This window comes from Thermoflexus hugenholtzii JAD2, assembly GCF_900187885.1.
GTDB classification, from domain to species: domain Bacteria; phylum Chloroflexota; class Anaerolineae; order Thermoflexales; family Thermoflexaceae; genus Thermoflexus; species Thermoflexus hugenholtzii.
The window spans coordinates 138014-153165 of record NZ_FYEK01000012.1; the positions used below are offsets into that span (position 1 = coordinate 138014).

Below are 15152 nucleotides of genomic sequence, written 5' to 3' on the forward strand. Positions count from 1 at the left end.
CATTCCCCCTCCTGGATAAGGAGCTCCTCCGTTCAGGCGGCGATGTCCTGCAGCCTCCCGAAGCGCAGGGCGGCCATCAGGAACGCCAGGGCCAGCCAGCCCAGCATGATCGCCGTCAGCATCGGCCCCAGGGCCTCCCCATACGTCCGCCAGGCGTAGGCTCCCGCCGGCCCCAGGAGATCCGGGGAGCCGTTCAGCCAGACCATCGCCAGGATGCGGAAGGCGTGGAGGGGGTTCAGGACGGTGAGCCACCAGAGGACGGCCGGAGACAGGGCGAAGGTCCCCACCAGCCCCATGAGGCCCAGGTCCGAGAGGAACACGCCGGCCAGCCAGGCCAGCAGGGAGAGGCCCAAGGCGGTGCTCTGGCGGCGCAACCCGACACCCAGGGTCATCCCCAGGCCGTAGGTGATCCAGGCGAGCAGGGTGGCGCCGGCCGCTAGGGCCGCATAACGGCCGGCTTCCTCCGCGCCGCCGAGGCCTCCTCCCAGGCCGATGATCAGGCCGGTGATCCCGAACCCCAGAGCCATCGCGGCGGCCAGCGCCATGGCCCCCCCGATGGCCTTCGCCGCCCACACCTGAGCCCGGGAGACCGGGTAAGACAGAAGGTAAGCCAGCGTCCCGCTCTCCCGCTCCGCCGCCCAGGTCATGGCCCCCAGCCCCAGGCCCATCAGGGAAGCGATCAGCGCGGAGAGGTTAACCAGCGCCGCGGCCGTGCGCCCGAAACCGGCCAGCCCGATGTAGCCGGAGCCCCCCATGGAGAGAGCGGCCAGGGCCAGGGCCACGGCGACGAAGCTCCCCGCTGTGATGCCAAACCAGCGGCTCCGCAGGATCTCCCGTCCTTCCTTCCAGATCATCCAGCGCGTCGCGCCCATGGGATCCCCCGCTTATGGCTCGCTCAGCTCCCACTCCGCGTCCTGAACCGGGATCCCGGCCGCCCAGAGCTGCTGCACCGGGGCCAGCTTCTGATCCGCCGGCACGGTGAGGGTCAGGCCATGATGGTTGGCGACGACCGGGTAGCCCGCCTCCTCCAGCAGCCGGCGGGCCCGGTCCTGTTCGGCAGGCGGGAGGCTCAGCCGGAGCCGCGCCTGCAGCCCGACCGTCCGGGCAAGGGCTTCCGGCGCGACCTCCGCGACCACCTGTCCCTCCCGCAGCACCACCACGCGATCTGCCAGCTCCAGGATCTCCTCCAGTCGGTGGGAGCTGAAGATCAGCGTCTTCCCCTGGGCTTTCAGAGCCTGCAGCTGGCGCATCCACTCCAGCCGGGCGGCCATATCCAGGTTCGCCGTCGGCTCATCCAGGAGCAAGAGGGGCGGGTCCCCCATCCGGGCCAGGGCCAGGGCCAGCCGTTGCTTCAAGCCCCCCGAGAGGGCCCGCACCGGGTGGTCCTGATAGGTCGCCAACCCCATGGCCTCCACGATCCCAGGATCCACGGGAACCCCCCGGAGCGCGGCGAAGAAAGCCAGGGTCTCCCGGACGGTCCAGCTGTAGAAGGCCAGCTCCTGGGGCACGTAGCCGATGGCGCGGCGGGCCGCCGGACCCTCCTTCCGGACATCCCGACCCGCCACCCGGATGTGGCCTTCAAAGGAGAGCAGGCCCAGGATGCAACGGAGGACGGTGGTTTTCCCTGCCCCGTTGGGTCCCCACAGGGCCACCGCCTCCCCCGGCTGCACCCGCAGGTCCAGCCCACGCACCACCCAGGTCTGCCCGAACCGTTTGCGCAGCCCCCGGATCTCCAGCATCGCCGCTGGGGTCTGGCGGGGATCCGCCCGGATGGGCCCGGCGGGGGTGCGCTGCAGCCAGCGCCATCCGATCATCGCCAGGGCCAGCCCCCCCAGCCCCAAGCCGAGCCATGGGACCCTATGTCGGGGGGTGTGCCCGGCGGCCCCGGGGATCCCGGCCGGCGGCCGCATCCGGGGGGCCGGATCCTCCAGGCGAACCTGGGGCGCGAAGAAGGGGACCAGCCGCGCGGCGGTCTCCAGGGCCTGGACGGCGGGGGTGCCCCAGAAGATCCGCAGGGCCGGCATCGCATCGGTCAGGGCCTCGAAGAGGCGCTGGGAACGATAGGGGAGGTCGCCGATCCCATCGCCGTCGACGTCGAAGCCGACGTAGTCGCTCCAGAAGTTGCCCTCCCAGCGGTTCGCCTGCAGGTTCCCCTCTCCCTGCACGGCGGCCTGCTGCTCGTTCTCCCAGAAGACGTTCTCCCGGAAGATCGCCCCCCGCACCATTGGCAGGGCCAGCACCCCGATCCCGTTGTAAGCGAAGAGGTTCCGCTCGAAGCGGACGGGGGAGCCCTCCGCGCGCGGGGTGTTGTCCAGAAAGAGGGCGGCGGTGTTGTTGGCGAAGAGGTTCTCCTCGGCGAGGATCTCATCGCTGTCCTTGAAGGCCATGCCGTAGCCGCTGGGTCCCCGGTGGTGAAGGAAGCGGTTGCGGCGGAAGACCCCGCCCCGGCTGTACATCATATAGATCCCAACGTAGTTGCCTTCCAGGATGTTCCCCTCCGCCAAGCTCTCATTGCAATACATGTAGTGGATCCCGTAGCGCCCGCCCCGGAACCGATTGTCCCGGAGGACGGAGCGATCGGAGAACCAGATGATCACGTCCCGCCCGCGCTCCGTCTCGTTGCCTTCGATGTAGGCGTCGGAGCTATACCACAGGCGGATGGCGTCTCCCCGCTCCGCCTCTGGCACATCCAGACCGCGGATGCGGTTGTTCCGAATGCGAGCCCCCGGGGAATCCTTCAGGTAGATCCCGAAGAGGACGTCCTCCAGCCGGTTGTCCTCCAGGATCACCCCGGGAGCTCCTTCCGCCCGGATCCCGGCGTCCTCATGGGTCAGGGAGCGGCCGGAGCGACGGATCACAAAGCCGCGGACGGTCACCCCGGGGGCGGTGATCCAGAGGACGGTGCCCTGGCCCTGGCCATCCAGCACCGGGCTGTCGACACCGATCAGGGTGAGGGGCTTATCGATGCGGATGGGGCCGTAGTGCACGCCGCCGCGCACCTCCAGGGTCGCCCCCGGTGGGGCGGCGTCGATGGCCTCCTGGAGGGAGCGCCCGGGATCCGCAGGGGCGCCCCCGAGCAGCGCCCAGAGGGCCAGGGCCAGGGGGAGGATCATCCACGGGCTCCTTCCGGGACCAGGGTGAGAGGGCCGAGACGCACGGCCTGACGGCGTTCCAGGGCGGTCCGCACCACCCGGCGGAAGTGCAGGCCCAGGGCGATCAGGAAGGAGGCCGCGAGGGCCATCCAGAACCCGAGCTGGAGCTCCGCCACGGTGCGGAACTGGCCCACGACGCCGGTGCCCAGCAGCGGTGGCGTGAAGGGCGGCAGCCGCAGCGGGGCGTTCGGGTCCAGGTCGTGACCGTAGCGGTAGAGCCAGTAATACATGTCGGCCAGGAAAATGAAGGGGAAGAGCATGGCCGGCAGGGCCAGCACCGCCGCCCAGCGGCGCCGGGTGAAGGCCAGGGCCTCGCCCAAGAGGGCCGCCGCGCCGATGGCCAGGGGCGCCAGGAAGCGTTCCACCTGGGCCGCCTCATGGAGCTTCTTCATCCCGATGTAATGGTTCAGGTTGTCCACCTCGCTCACATCCCCGGCCAGGTGGGTGACGTAGACGTCCACCCGAAGCCCCCCGGGATACTGCGGGGCCTGAAGGGTCATGCGCCAGTAGGGGAAGAGCAGGGAAAGCAGCAGCAGCCAGGATGCCCCGATGAAGAACGCGCGGGGCAACCGGAAAGGATCCTCCCGAAGCCATGCGTTCAGTCGCTCCACCATGGTCTTCTTCTCCTAAGGAGATGCGGTCCGCGCCTTCAGGCCCCAGAGCATTCGATCTGAGTCCTCATCGAAATCAGAAGCCTTTAAGGGGGGCGGCCGGCCGGCCGCCCCCCTGTGGTCCCGGATCACGGCTCCACCAGGAAGTAGCCCATCATCTCCAGGTGGAGGGCCGAGCAGAACTCCGTGCAGTAGAAGGGGAAGGTCCCGCTCTGGTCGGCGTCGAACTCGATGGTGGCGGTCTCGCCGGGCTCCAGGCTCAGGTTGATGTTGTAGCCGCCCAGGGCGAAGCCGTGGGTGGCGTCGCGGGCCCGCTCGATGTTGGTGATGTGCCAGATCACGTGATCGCCCTTGCGGACCTTCACGCGCTCCGGCTTGAAGTGGCTGCGAACCGCCGTCATCCAGATCTCCACCACCCGCCGGCCGCCCTCCTCCCGCACCTCCACGCGCTCCCGACCGGCCTCGGTGGCGTTGGGGTCCTTGGCCATCTTCACCGCGTTCCACCCGATCTCCGGGTAGACCAGGAACGGCTTGAGCTTGTCGGCTTTGATGATCTGAGCGTAGTGCGGCTCGCCGATGCCGATGGGCATGTCGTAAAGGAGCCGCATCTTGCCGCCGCTGATGTCGATCAGCTGGAAGTTCTGCGGGTGCAACGGGCCGACCGGCTGGAAGCGGTCCACCGACCACTTGTTGAGGGCCACCACGTATTTGCCGTCCGGCGAGACCGTGTCCCCCTCCGGCGCGGCGATGTGGCCGATGTTGTAGTGGACCGGCAGCTTCTCCACCAGTTTCCAAGGCTCCGCGCCGTCCTTGCGGTAGGGGCCGCCCAGGGACCACTTCGCCACGGCGCTATCCAGGAACAGGGAGGTGTAGGCATAGCCTTTGTCGTCAAAGACCGTATGTAGCGGGCCGAGGCCGAGCTCCACCTGCGCTTCCTTCACGTCCTCGAACCGCAGCACCGGCACCCCGAAGGGGTCGCGCTCGAAGTTCCCGGCGGCGATGGCCTTCTGGATCTTCTCGAAGGAGTAGATCGTCACGTGGGGATCCAGCTTGCCGCCCACCACGATGTATTCGCCGCCCGGCGCCACGTCCACCCCGTGGGGGCTCTTGGGCTCCGGGGCGAAGAAGAGCACCCCTTCCCGGGCCGCCGTCTCCAGACGGATCACCTTGATCCCGTTGATGACCTCATACTTGCCGGCCCGGATCAGCTCCTCGGCCTTCTTCCAGTTGATGATGTGAAGGTAGTCCATCTCGTTCTTGGCTGTGCCGGCCTCGAAGGGCGGATTGCCCTCCTCGATGCCGCCGGTGGCCATCTCAGTGTTGATGGAGTTGCAGAACACCCAGCCGTAAGAGACCTTCTTGCCCGCATCGCACAGGTCCTGCCAGTAGGGTGGCAGCTCGATCTGGAAGGAGCGGTCCAGATCCACCCGTCCCTTCTGGCGGTCGAAGGCCCAGAAGGTCAGCAGCCCCCGGTATTTGTCCTTGTATTGATCCAGCGGGGCATACTCCCACCCGATGGGGGCTGCATACTGCGGGCCCTCGACAACGTATTCGGTGTTGGGGGTGACGAAGCCGCCGCCGTGGTCGGAGATGGCGTTGGGGTTCTTGACGATCTGCTTGGTCTCAAAGTCGCGCAGGTCGATCACCGCCAGGCGGGCGTTGGCCTTGTCGTTGATGAACAGGAACTGGCCGTCGTATTCCCCTTCGGTCTCGGAGAGGGCCGGATGGTGGGTGTCACCCCAGAGGAGGGGCTTGCCCCGGGCGAAGCCCTCCGCCAGCACCTCCAGGGTGCCCTTCTCCCCGAACCCGTAGCCCTGCCAGGGCTCCGGCGTGAAGACACCGATCACCTTGAGCAGCCGCATGGAGGGGATGCCGATCACCAGGACTTGGCCGGAGTGCCCGCCGGAGGAGAACATCACATATTCATCGTATTTGCCCCCTGGCATATAGGTCCGCAGCGCGGCGACCACGTCCTCCGGGGACAGGCCCCGCTCCCGGATCACTGTCTGCGCTTCCGCCGGCAGGCCCGCCACCGGGGTCGCCCGGCCCCGGGCACAGGCCGCCACCAGGGCCATCAGAACACCCAGGATCACCCCCTTCGCTTTCCCATGCATCATCGGAACCTCCTCCCATCCATGATTGTGCGGCCGACCCTCCCATCAGGCCGGACGCTCTGGCCTCTATCTTGTCTGGTTCGGCCGTCAGAGCCTATGATCTACGTCATACGAAGAGGTCATTTTGGGACGAGGAATGTCATAAAATGGGGGTGTGGTTCGTCATATGGCGTGATAGCCTTCGTGCTCAACCGATGATCTTTGTCATGGGGTCGGAGGGGGGAGGGGGCGTCGGGGGCAGGCGGTCCAGCAGGGGAAAGGCCCGTGGGAGATCTCGGCCCCGCAGGTCGGGCAGCGGACGGTCTCCTCATAGCACCAGATTTCGATGTCCGGCTCCCCGCAGACCGGACAGGTCACGTAATCCGGGAAGGGGTCCGGCAACGGCCGGGCGGACGGCTCTTGTTGCAGTTGCATGGGAGGGTCTCCCGGGTCGGCGCGCGTATGCTCAGGGATATCGTGGCCCAGGCCGGCCCGCTCCGGTATGATCGCCGTCATACGCCGGGGGGTGGGGTGTGTCCCGATTTTGTCGGGCCTGGCCGCCTTGTAGGACAACTACTCGCAGTTGTCCTACGATTTTGGGACACACCCGGGGGGCGGCCCGCGTTGACAGATCCGGCCGATTGCGGTAGATTCTTAAGTGACAGGCCCCCATAGCTCAGGCTGGATAGAGCGTTGGCCTCCGGAGCCAAAGGTCGCGGGTTCGAGTCCCGCTGGGGGCTCTGGGCAGGCGGGTCATCCCCTGATGATCCGCCTGTTTTAGTTTTTAGGGGAAGCCCCGGCGTCGGGCGATCTCATAGAGGGCGATGGCGCCGGCGGCCGCGGCGTTGAGGGAAGCGACCCGTCCTCGCATGGGGAGATAGATTAGGAAATCGCACGTCCGTCGCACCAGCGGACGGATGCCGGATTCCTCGTTGCCCACCACCAGGGCGATGGGCCCACTGAGGTCCGCCTGATCGTAACGGATCGCTCGGGGATCCTGTTGCAGGCCCACCACCCACACGCCGCGGGCCTTGAGCTGCTCCAGGGCCCGGGCCAGGTTGGTGACCTGGACCACCCGGAGGTGCTCCACCGCGCCGGCCGAGGCGTTGACCACCGCCGGCGTCACCCGGGCGCTGCGATGCTCTGGGAACAGCACAGCGTGCACCCCCACCGCCTCCGCCGTCCGCAACAGGGTCCCGAAGTTCTGAGGGTCCTGCAGGCAATCCAGCGCCAGCCAGAAGGGCGGATCCGGACGGCGGGCGCTTTCCGCCCAGGCCTGTTCCAGATCCACATAAGGATAAGGATCCACCTCGGCGACCACCCCCTGGTGGCCGTCCGCCACGGCGTCCAGCCGCGCCCGGGGGACGCGCAGCACCGGGACGCCCTGGGCCTCGGCCAGGGCGATCAGCTCCTCCAGGATCGGCCGGGGCTGGAGGCCTTCGGCCAGGAGCAGCCGGTAAATCCGCCGCCGCCCGGCCCGCAGGGCCTCGTGGACCGCGCGGCGGCCATACAGGAACTCCCGCTGGAAGAGCTCCCCGGACCGCTCCTTCATTCTCAACCCTCCGGAGGTTCCTCGACGGCCTCTGTCGGATCCCAGCCCATGATCCGAAGGGGCCGGCCCAGCCATCGGGCGATCCGATGCACCCAGCGGAAGAAGGGCGGCATCTCCTCCGGCCTGAGCCTTCGAAAGCCAAACCGGGCGTAAAACGGCTCCAGCTCCGGCCGGCAGATCAGCACCAGGGGCTCCCGGGCTCGAGCCAGTTGCGCCCGGACCAGGGCGCTGCCGATGCCCCGGCCCCGCCACGCGGGATCCACCACCAGGGAGGCCAGCTCCCGGCTGCCATCCCGATGCGGGCGGATCTGAACAGCCCCCACCACCCGTCCCTGCACCTCGGCCACCCAGAAACGGGGGATGTGAAGCCCGAAGGGGTTCAGCCGGGCCTCCCGGATCATCCGTCGGATGATAGGCCCGTCTTCCGGCCGGGCCGGGCGTAGGATCCAGCCCTCCATTCGCTTTCCTCTGAAGCCACCTCGATCTTCACCTTAAAGGATTCTACCTGAGGAAGGCCTGGCCGCTTCACCCTCAGGGCCCTTCGGTTCGTGCATTCGTGGACGGCCCTGGCTTGACATGGGGGTCGGGATCCGCTACGCTAAGGATGGCGGCCGTGCTCAGGCGGGGAGGTGGCGGTTCCCTGCACCCGAAATCCGCCAGACGCGGGGCCGACATCCCCTTCGAGGGTTAGCGCGGCCCCCTGTGGGGCTCCCTCCCGGCGATGAAGGTCCGGTCCTGCGCGGCGGACCCCGGTGAACCCCGCCAGGCCCGGAAGGGAGCAACGGTAAGCCGTCCCGGTTCGCGCGCCGCAGGGGCGCCGGGCCGGAGCCGAACGAGGGCTCCCCCAGGGGGAGAGGCGGGCTCGACAAGGGGCGCACGGCCGCCCTCGGGAGGCTGCGAACCGATGGCGATGACCTTTCCGAGACCCTTACGGGCCCACTGGCCCGGGTTCCGCCGCTGCACGAATGGATCGCGGGAGGCTTCTCCAATCGATCGCCTGGCTTGGGCTGGGCGCGTTCTGCCTCTGGGGTTACTGGCGCTCCCAACAGACAGTAACCCTCCTCCTGGATGATCGGATCATCTCCATTAGAACCCATCAACGAACCGTGGCTGGGGCGCTGCGGGAGGCCGGGGTGTCCTTGCGTCCGGAGGACGAGGTCTCTCCGGCCCCGGATCAGGAGATCCGCCCACCGGCCCTCATCCGGGTCCGCCGGGCCCAGCCGGTGTGGATCCGGGTGGAGGGGAGAGGGACGGAGCCCTCTCGGCAGCTCCGGGTTTACACCCTCCATTGGGATCCGGAGGCCATCCTGCGGCAGGCAGGGGTGGAGCGGGAGCCTGGGGACGCGCTGTGGGTGGATGGCCAGCCCTGGCCCTTCAGCGCGAAGGCAACGGACGGGGGAGCGCCCCCCCGGGAGATCCGCATCCAGCGGGCGGCCCCTCTGGTCCTGCGCCTGGAGGATGGATCCCGCCGGGTGATCCTGACCACTGCGCCCACCGTGGGGGCCGCCCTCCGGGAGGCGGGCTTCTCCCTGCACCCGGCGGATCGTCTGATCCCGGGTCCCGAAACCATGCTGAACGGCGGGCTGCAGGTGAGTCTCTTTCGCGCCCGTCCCATCACCGTGGAGGCCGACGGCCGTGTCCAGGTGGTGCATACCACCGCCCGGACCGTTCGGGATCTGTTGTGGGAGCTCGGGCTCTCCCTGCATGGCCAGGATCGGGTGATCCCGGAGGAAGGGGCGGCCCTGCAAGGCGGAGAGACGGTGCAGGTGATCCGGGTGAGGGAGGACTTTGAGATCGAAGAGAGCCCGATCCCCTTCCGCACGGTCTGGGAGCCGGACCCGAACCTAGAGCTGGACACGTGGGTGCAGAAGGCCCCGGGGCGGAACGGATTGCTGCAGCGACGGATCCGCGTCCGGTATGAGAACGGCCAGGCGGTGGCCCGGGAGGTGGTGGATGAGACGGTGGTCCGGCCACCGGAGCCCCGGGTGTGGGTCTATGGGACGAAGATCGTGGTGCGCACCCTGGAAACCCCGGAGGGCCCGGTGGAATACTGGCGGCGGATCCGGATGCTGGCCACCTCCTACAGCGCCTCCACCGCCGGGGTTCATCCCTCCGCCTCCTACTTCGGGCGGACACGGACCGGGCTGCCCATGCAGCGGGGGATCGTGGCCGTGGACCCGCGGGTCATCCGCCTGGGGTGGCGGGTGTATGTGCCGGGCTATGGGATCGGCCTGGCGGCCGACACCGGCGGGGGGATCATCGGCCGCCGCATCGACCTGGGTTACAACGATGAGGATCTGGTCCTCTGGTATCGATGGGTGGACGTGTATCTGCTGACGCCGGTGCCGCCTCCGGAATCCATCCCCTATGTGTTGCCGGACTGGCCCTCCCCGCCTCCATGAGCGTCTGGATGCCTCCTCCGCCTCCGATGCCCTGGCCCCGCTATCTGAAAGCCCACGGCCTGTATCCTCGCAAGGAGCTGGGCCAGCATTTTCTCATCGAGGAGTCTTTCCTGGCCCGTATCGTCGAGGCGGCGGAGCTGGAGGCCGGGGAGTGGGCGCTGGAGATCGGGGCGGGCCCCGGCATCCTCACCCGGCATCTGGCCCTTCGGGCCGCTCACGTGGTGGCGGTGGAGGTCGACACTCGCTTCCTCCCGCTCCTGCAGGAGATCCTGGCCCCTTACTCCAACATCACCGTCATCCCAGGGGATATCCTGGCCCTGGATCCGGGGGCGCTGGTGCAGGGCCACCCCTATCGGGTGATCGGGAACATCCCTTACTACATCACATCGGCGATCCTGCGCCACGTGATGGAAGCCTCCCCCCGTCCCCGCCGGGTGGTGCTCACCGTTCAGCACGAGGTGGCCCGGCGGATCACGGCCGGGCCGGGCGCGATGAGCCTGCTGGCGGTGAGCGTGCAGGTGTATGGGCGTCCCCGCGTGGTGGCGCGCATCCCGGCGGGGGCTTTCTGGCCCCGCCCGAAGGTGGATTCCGCCGTCGTGGTGATCGATCCCTACGAGCGGCCGGCGGTGGACCTCGGGGATCCGGACTGGTTCTTCGAGGTGGTCCGGGCAGGGTTCCAGCAGCGCCGCAAGCAGCTCCACAACGCCCTATCCCACGGCCTGGGGCTTCCGGATCCCGTCGTGCGGGAGGCGCTGACCCGGGCGGGTATCGACCCCGCCCGCCGGGCGGAGACCCTCTCCCTGGAGGAGTGGGCGGCCCTCAGCGCGGCCCTCCGTCCCCTCCGTCATGCGACCGGATGAGGCCCCCGGATCGGCCCTATCGGTCCTCCAAAGGAAGCGGGAAGACCCACGGGCCCGGCCAGCGGACCGGCTCCGGCGTTCCGGACTGGGGGAAGCCCACCAGCTCCAGGACGTAGAGGGCCGTCGGGCGGGGGCGCGTCCGGCCGGATGAAGACAGGTCGAAGAAGAGATCCTGGCATACATGTCCCTCGTTGGGTGTGATGGTGAGCTGGATCAGCGATGCGACCCCTATCTGCGTCGTCTGCGAGGAGCGCTCTCCTTCGGCGGTGGCCTCGCTTTCTTTGAACTTCTGCTCTGCCGCGAGGGTCCAGCGCAGCCGAGGGTCCGGCGGGCGGAAGCACACCCGCGCCCGCGTCCCCGACGGCGTCTCCACCCATCGCTCCAGGGCGAGCGTTAAGCCCCGCGCCGTCGCCGTTTGAGGGCCATATACAATCGCCTCTCGGACCACCGGCACCGTCACGTCGAACTGGAAGGTGTGCACCGCCCGGGGGGTAGGGAGCGCCGGAGGGGGCAGCGCACTCGTCTCCGAGGCTCCACCCGCGGGCCCGGCCTCCGGGGCGATCTCGACGCGCAGCAACCCGGGGGCGGAGGCCACGGTGGGCAGCGCACGCAAGGTGACTTGCATCCGGAGGGCGAGGGTCTCCGGGAGCCGGGCGGGCCAGTCGGGCAGCGCCCAGGGATCGAACTCGATCACCCCGGCCATCTCCCCCGGGAGGAGCGGAAGGCCTGAGCCCTCCGAAGCCCCCGCCAGGCTGGTCCTGATCAGGGGGGGCAGAGGGTGCCCGGCGGTGTCCTCTAATGTGAACTCTGGAAGCCACACGGTATCTGCGGACTCGGGAAGTCCTCGCACCCGATAGCCGATCAGGACGCGGTTGGCGTCGACATAAGCTCGCTCCAAGGTCACGGTGATCCCGTCCTGGCGCTGGCTCTGGGCCAGCGGGCGGGCTTTCCCAGCGCGCTCCAGAGGGCCGATGAAAGGGAAAGCCTCCCAGAGATAGCGGGCCCAGGCCATCCCCGCCAGGGCCAGCACCAGGGCCAGCCCGGCCAGCCCCCACGCCCAGGCCCGGCGTCCTCCGAATCGGATCCGCCGCGCCGGAGTCGTGAACAGCCGGGCCTGAAGGGCCGGCCACAGATCCACATCCTCCCGGACCCGAGACCGGGCGATTCGATCCAGAGCCTCCTGCAATGGAGCTTCCGGTTCTGAATCCATCGGGAACCCCTTTCGCTCTTCCATCATCACGATCTCCCTTGGGGATCATTCCGTTAGCCAGCGTCGCAGGCGCTGCCGGGCCTCGTGGAGATGGCGCTTGACGGTGCCGACGGCGCAGCCCAGGGCTGCGGCCAGCTCCTCCTCGCGCATCCCCTCGTAGTAGCGGAGGACCACCAGCGTCCGCTGGGTCGGCGAGAGGCGTGCCAGGGCACGGGCCAGCTGCGCCAGGGCCTCCGAGCTGTCCAGCTGCTCCGCCGGGTCCGCATGCGGGTCCGGGTCGTTCCCCTCCACCGAATCGGCTTCCATCGGGGTCTCTCGGCCCTCCCGACGGGCCAGGCGCAGGGCTTCGTGCACCACCAGCTGGCGGAACCAGGGCCAGAACGGGGCATTCGGGCGGAAGGATCGCCGATGCCGCCAGGCCCGCACGAACGCCTCCTGAACGGCGTCCTCCGCCTGCATGGGATCCGGCAGGATCAGGGCGGCGATCCGCAGGGCCCGCTGCTGATAGCGGCGCACCAAGGCGGCCATCCCCTCTGGATCCCCCGCCCGCCACCGCGCGATCGCCTCTCCCTCTTCCATCCCGTCGAACCCTGGACTAAGGCTGCGCATACAGCGAGGAAGCCCGATCGTTCCAGTTGAACTCCCGCAGATCCGGTGCCGTCCAACCTCGGGGAATCGCCAGGTAATTGCCTTGGAAGTTTATATGTTCCCACATAACCAGCTGGGAGATCCCAGTAGCCGCTTGGGCGGAGGAGATGCAGTCGTTCCAGTTTCCCGCACAAGGGCCGGGAACTTGACGCAAATCGGATAACGCCCCACCGGCGTTCACCCCCAGCTCCCACCCCTGGCAGTGGATATGTTCCCAGTTCCGACTCCAGAAGGGATCCGGCGGCGGACAAAGTTGTTGAGGCCCGAGGCTGCCGGAAGGCGGGGCTTCATCCGCCGGCTCCACACGAACCACGTTCCCTTCGATCCACACCCGCAACGGACGAACCGGTGGCGGGTAGGCGATCGGTGGATTCCCCCATTCCTCTTGCAGGAAGCGATCGCAGGCCTCTTTTGTGGAGAAGGCATGGAGCGCTCCATTTCGAGAGAAGGTGAAACAGAGATGGATACCCCACCGATTGAGAGTGGCCTGGATCCGGTTGAATTCTTCCGGCTCGTAGCGCAGGCCGTCCAGGATCACCGGGACCTGCACGCCTTCGGTCTGGGTGAGGGGCTCGGCCATCACCCCAGGACGGCCCGGGGTGTCCGGGGTTGCGGGGGCCGGTCCCTGGGGATCCCCATCGGGGGGTGGGGCGGCTCCCATCAGGCCCAGGAGGGCCAGGGCGAAGAGGATAGGAACCCACCGGAATCGAAGGCCTCGCATTGCCGCACCTCCCGTTGAAGGTTTTTCCACCCGATATACCCGAGGTGAGGGGCGGGAGGTTGGGGGGAGGGGAGGCGGTGGGAATCCTGGGTGGATGGAGGGTGTGAAAAGGGGGGCGGGCCGCACGGAGGCCCACCCCCGGCGCCTGGAGCCATCGGCGGAGCGCACCCCCTTGAATCGTATCTCTCAACTCTGTGAGAAGATGATGGATTCCTCCGACCAGAACCATCGCGATCTGAAGCTAAGGATCGGCCACCTGGATGGCGATCCGTGGGGAGCCAAACACAAACGGCGCTCGAACCTCCTTGTTCCGAATTGAGCGATACGGATCAAACACATACACCACCTGCATCTGGTAAATCCCGGGGATTGCGGGAAGCTGGATCTCCCCTTCCAGAATGATCTCCGTGTCCGGTTCCAGACGGGCGACGATCACCTCCTCTCCCCGGAAGGGGATTTGCCGGTAATTCCAAAAGAATAGCATGGCATAGTCGGCTCCCTTCTCCCCCTTCAGGTTCGATGCCCAGACCGCCAGTGGAAGCGAGCGCCCTGCCTTCCCCTGGACCACGGTCAGCTGGCTTCCGGGTCGTGAGGGATGATCCCAAGGACCGCGCGGAGGGCGCACTAGGGCAACCTTCAGACTCAAATTCACCCAGGGCGGAACGGAAGCCCCGGGGATCGGAGGAGGCAACCAGCGGGCGGGGTGAAGCTTGTGCCCGACTCGGATCCGCGCTCGCCGTCCGACCAGCCGCTGATCCATCGAAAGCCGATACGCCCAATCTGTGGAGAAATTTAGCGGGTCGAGAAAAGCGATCGCGATCAAATCATGCAACCCCTCTCCAGGTACATCCACCCGCATGGGCAGCTCGATGTCCCCGCCCGGCGTCAAGGGGATCAGATGCAGCAAGCCGTATTTTCCGTTCAGTTCAAAAGGAACCTGCCGGTAATCCAGGATCATTGTGACCAGCACGGTGATAGGCTCGGCTGCGCTGAGGACCAGATAGGGAGCAAAAGGCTGGCCGGGAGCCAGGGTGATTTCCTCCGTCTGCGGGCGCTGCAACGGCGGAATGGATCGATGCTCGGGCCAGACAAACCCAATGCCCACGCCGTGAGGCCGCAGGCCCCAATCGGCGGTGGGGGTCTGAACCGCATGGCGTATCATCCCCGCGATCTCGCCGGGAAGAAGCACAGTCTCCGTCGGCCGATCCGAGGGCTCCCGGCACCCACTTCCCAGGCTCAAAATCAATGCCACCATCACCAGCCGCCGAAGAAAGCTGCCTTGCCGAATCTTTCCCCAGGACTTCCGTAAGGAACCGTTCTCCATCATGGAGCCAAGTCTCCTTGAGTCAGTTCATGCATGCCCCATCCCAACTGATGTCTCCGGTCTTAAAGTTGTCATCCTCGAAGCCATCTGTGTGGAAGTGGTGGAGAGATTCCGCATAGATATTGCGGCAGAAGACTGGATACCAGAAATAGGTCAAGCATGTTGCTCGTTGTCCGACGCGATGATCTGAGCAAGTTGCCCACCACCCTGTTGACGAAAGGGGACGGAGATAGCCGTCTACCCAGATCTCTTGCTCAAAAAGATCGGAGTCGCTGGTGTGAGAGCCATAGTGTCCGAAACCCGGAGGCTCCCAGTGAATCCAGGCATCCGTATATCCGCTACGGTAGAGCGCTTGTGGATCGATGGGGGATGATACAGGGCGGACAGGGATCTTGCGGATGGCGCCGGGTCCAAAGATCTTATATCCTCCTATCCCAGGCATCATCCCAGGGAACGTCGGGCCGCGTTGTGGATCCAGAATAGGCTCCGAGTTTGTCCATTCGCCCGGAGGGAGGGATGGGGCATTCCGGGGCGCAGGGGATGGCCCCCGGGGATCCCCGCTGGAGGGTGGGGCGGCTT

General features: G+C 67.4%; 13 protein-coding genes, 1 tRNA gene and 1 other RNA gene. 4 read left to right on the top strand and 11 right to left on the bottom strand.

Annotated elements, in window-relative coordinates:
- Window positions 1-32: 32 nt before the first annotated feature.
- The 5 genes from CFB18_RS03825 to CFB18_RS15225 all read right to left on the bottom strand — a co-directional run bounded on the left by CFB18_RS03825 (window position 33) and on the right by CFB18_RS15225 (window position 6291).
- Window positions 33-872 carry an ABC transporter permease gene (locus CFB18_RS03825; RefSeq protein WP_088570485.1) on the bottom strand — a complete coding sequence of 280 codons (840 nt, stop codon included), beginning with the start codon at window positions 870-872 and terminating at the stop codon, window positions 33-35.
- 12 nt (window positions 873-884) lie between these two features.
- Window positions 885-3113: a nitrous oxide reductase family maturation protein NosD gene (gene nosD / locus CFB18_RS03830; RefSeq protein WP_088570486.1), complete on the bottom strand. Its 2229-nt coding sequence runs from the start codon at window positions 3111-3113 to the stop codon at window positions 885-887.
- Entirely contained in the window at window positions 3110-3766 is a 657-nt protein-coding gene (locus CFB18_RS03835; protein ID WP_088570487.1) for a cytochrome C, read from the bottom strand. The genes nosD and CFB18_RS03835 overlap by 4 nt, the downstream gene beginning before the upstream one ends.
- Window positions 3767-3891: 125 nt before the next feature.
- Window positions 3892-5877, bottom strand: a complete 1986-nt coding sequence (gene nosZ, locus CFB18_RS03840) for a Sec-dependent nitrous-oxide reductase (protein WP_200808070.1) — start codon at window positions 5875-5877, stop codon at window positions 3892-3894.
- Window positions 5878-6081: 204 nt separating this feature from the next.
- On the bottom strand, window positions 6082-6291 hold the full coding sequence (locus tag CFB18_RS15225; protein ID WP_088570489.1) for a hypothetical protein: 210 nt from the start codon (window positions 6289-6291) through the stop codon (window positions 6082-6084).
- A 230-nt stretch (window positions 6292-6521) separates the two neighbouring features.
- Here CFB18_RS15225 and CFB18_RS03850 point away from each other — a divergent pair.
- A tRNA-Arg gene (locus tag CFB18_RS03850) sits at window positions 6522-6596 on the top strand.
- Window positions 6597-6640: 44 nt separating this feature from the next.
- Here CFB18_RS03850 and rlmB read toward each other — a convergent pair.
- Window positions 6641-7408 (bottom strand): 23S rRNA (guanosine(2251)-2'-O)-methyltransferase RlmB, encoded by a 768-nt coding sequence (rlmB, locus tag CFB18_RS03855; RefSeq protein WP_088570490.1) that lies wholly within the window; start codon window positions 7406-7408, stop codon window positions 6641-6643.
- A gap of 2 nt (window positions 7409-7410) precedes the next feature.
- A complete protein-coding gene (locus tag CFB18_RS03860; protein ID WP_088570491.1) occupies window positions 7411-7866 on the bottom strand; it encodes a GNAT family N-acetyltransferase in 456 nt (151 codons plus the stop codon).
- Window positions 7867-8019: 153 nt separating this feature from the next.
- Here CFB18_RS03860 and ffs point away from each other — a divergent pair.
- The 3 genes from ffs (at window position 8020) to rsmA (ending at window position 10670) form a co-directional block, all read left to right on the top strand.
- An RNA gene (ffs, locus tag CFB18_RS03865) (signal recognition particle sRNA large type) lies at window positions 8020-8288 on the top strand.
- A gap of 85 nt (window positions 8289-8373) precedes the next feature.
- Window positions 8374-9810 carry a ubiquitin-like domain-containing protein gene (locus CFB18_RS03870; RefSeq protein ID WP_088570492.1) on the top strand — a complete coding sequence of 479 codons (1437 nt, stop codon included), beginning with the start codon at window positions 8374-8376 and terminating at the stop codon, window positions 9808-9810.
- An 8-nt stretch (window positions 9811-9818) separates the two neighbouring features.
- Window positions 9819-10670: a 16S rRNA (adenine(1518)-N(6)/adenine(1519)-N(6))-dimethyltransferase RsmA gene (gene rsmA / locus CFB18_RS03875; RefSeq protein ID WP_159461559.1), complete on the top strand. Its 852-nt coding sequence runs from the start codon at window positions 9819-9821 to the stop codon at window positions 10668-10670.
- Between the two features lie 16 nt (window positions 10671-10686).
- Here the strand turns inward: rsmA and CFB18_RS03880 are convergent, their stop codons facing one another.
- From CFB18_RS03880 to CFB18_RS03895, 4 genes are all read right to left on the bottom strand, one after another.
- Complete coding sequence (locus CFB18_RS03880; RefSeq protein WP_143597504.1) at window positions 10687-11904, bottom strand: DUF4179 domain-containing protein; 1218 nt, start codon at window positions 11902-11904, stop codon at window positions 10687-10689.
- A 21-nt stretch (window positions 11905-11925) separates the two neighbouring features.
- Window positions 11926-12459 (bottom strand): RNA polymerase sigma factor, encoded by a 534-nt coding sequence (locus tag CFB18_RS03885; protein WP_159461560.1) that lies wholly within the window; start codon window positions 12457-12459, stop codon window positions 11926-11928.
- A gap of 16 nt (window positions 12460-12475) precedes the next feature.
- Complete coding sequence (locus CFB18_RS03890) at window positions 12476-13249, bottom strand: hypothetical protein (RefSeq protein WP_088570495.1); 774 nt, start codon at window positions 13247-13249, stop codon at window positions 12476-12478.
- Window positions 13250-13490: 241 nt separating this feature from the next.
- Window positions 13491-14504 (bottom strand): hypothetical protein, encoded by a 1014-nt coding sequence (locus CFB18_RS03895; RefSeq protein ID WP_143597505.1) that lies wholly within the window; start codon window positions 14502-14504, stop codon window positions 13491-13493.
- Between the last annotated feature and the right edge of the window lie 648 nt (window positions 14505-15152).

What these genes read in the sequence shown, in the direction of transcription:
- CFB18_RS03870 (WP_088570492.1), top strand. Translation starts at nt 8,374, where the DNA reads ATGGATCGCGGGAGGCTTCTCCAATCGATCGCCTGGCTTGGGCTGGGC.
- CFB18_RS03890 (WP_088570495.1), bottom strand. Translation starts at nt 13,249, where the DNA reads ATGCGAGGCCTTCGATTCCGGTGGGTTCCTATCCTCTTCGCCCTGGCC.
- CFB18_RS03860 (WP_088570491.1), bottom strand. Translation starts at nt 7,866, where the DNA reads ATGGAGGGCTGGATCCTACGCCCGGCCCGGCCGGAAGACGGGCCTATC.
- CFB18_RS15225 (WP_088570489.1), bottom strand. Translation starts at nt 6,291, where the DNA reads ATGCAACTGCAACAAGAGCCGTCCGCCCGGCCGTTGCCGGACCCCTTC.
- CFB18_RS03885 (WP_159461560.1), bottom strand. Translation starts at nt 12,459, where the DNA reads ATGGAAGAGGGAGAGGCGATCGCGCGGTGGCGGGCGGGGGATCCAGAG.
- CFB18_RS03835 (WP_088570487.1), bottom strand. Translation starts at nt 3,766, where the DNA reads ATGGTGGAGCGACTGAACGCATGGCTTCGGGAGGATCCTTTCCGGTTG.
- rlmB (WP_088570490.1), bottom strand. Translation starts at nt 7,408, where the DNA reads ATGAAGGAGCGGTCCGGGGAGCTCTTCCAGCGGGAGTTCCTGTATGGC.
- rsmA (WP_159461559.1), top strand. Translation starts at nt 9,819, where the DNA reads ATGCCTCCTCCGCCTCCGATGCCCTGGCCCCGCTATCTGAAAGCCCAC.
- nosZ (WP_200808070.1), bottom strand. Translation starts at nt 5,877, where the DNA reads ATGCATGGGAAAGCGAAGGGGGTGATCCTGGGTGTTCTGATGGCCCTG.
- nosD (WP_088570486.1), bottom strand. Translation starts at nt 3,113, where the DNA reads ATGATCCTCCCCCTGGCCCTGGCCCTCTGGGCGCTGCTCGGGGGCGCC.
- CFB18_RS03825 (WP_088570485.1), bottom strand. Translation starts at nt 872, where the DNA reads ATGGGCGCGACGCGCTGGATGATCTGGAAGGAAGGACGGGAGATCCTG.
- CFB18_RS03895 (WP_143597505.1), bottom strand. Translation starts at nt 14,504, where the DNA reads ATGGTGGCATTGATTTTGAGCCTGGGAAGTGGGTGCCGGGAGCCCTCG.
- CFB18_RS03880 (WP_143597504.1), bottom strand. Translation starts at nt 11,904, where the DNA reads ATGGAAGAGCGAAAGGGGTTCCCGATGGATTCAGAACCGGAAGCTCCA.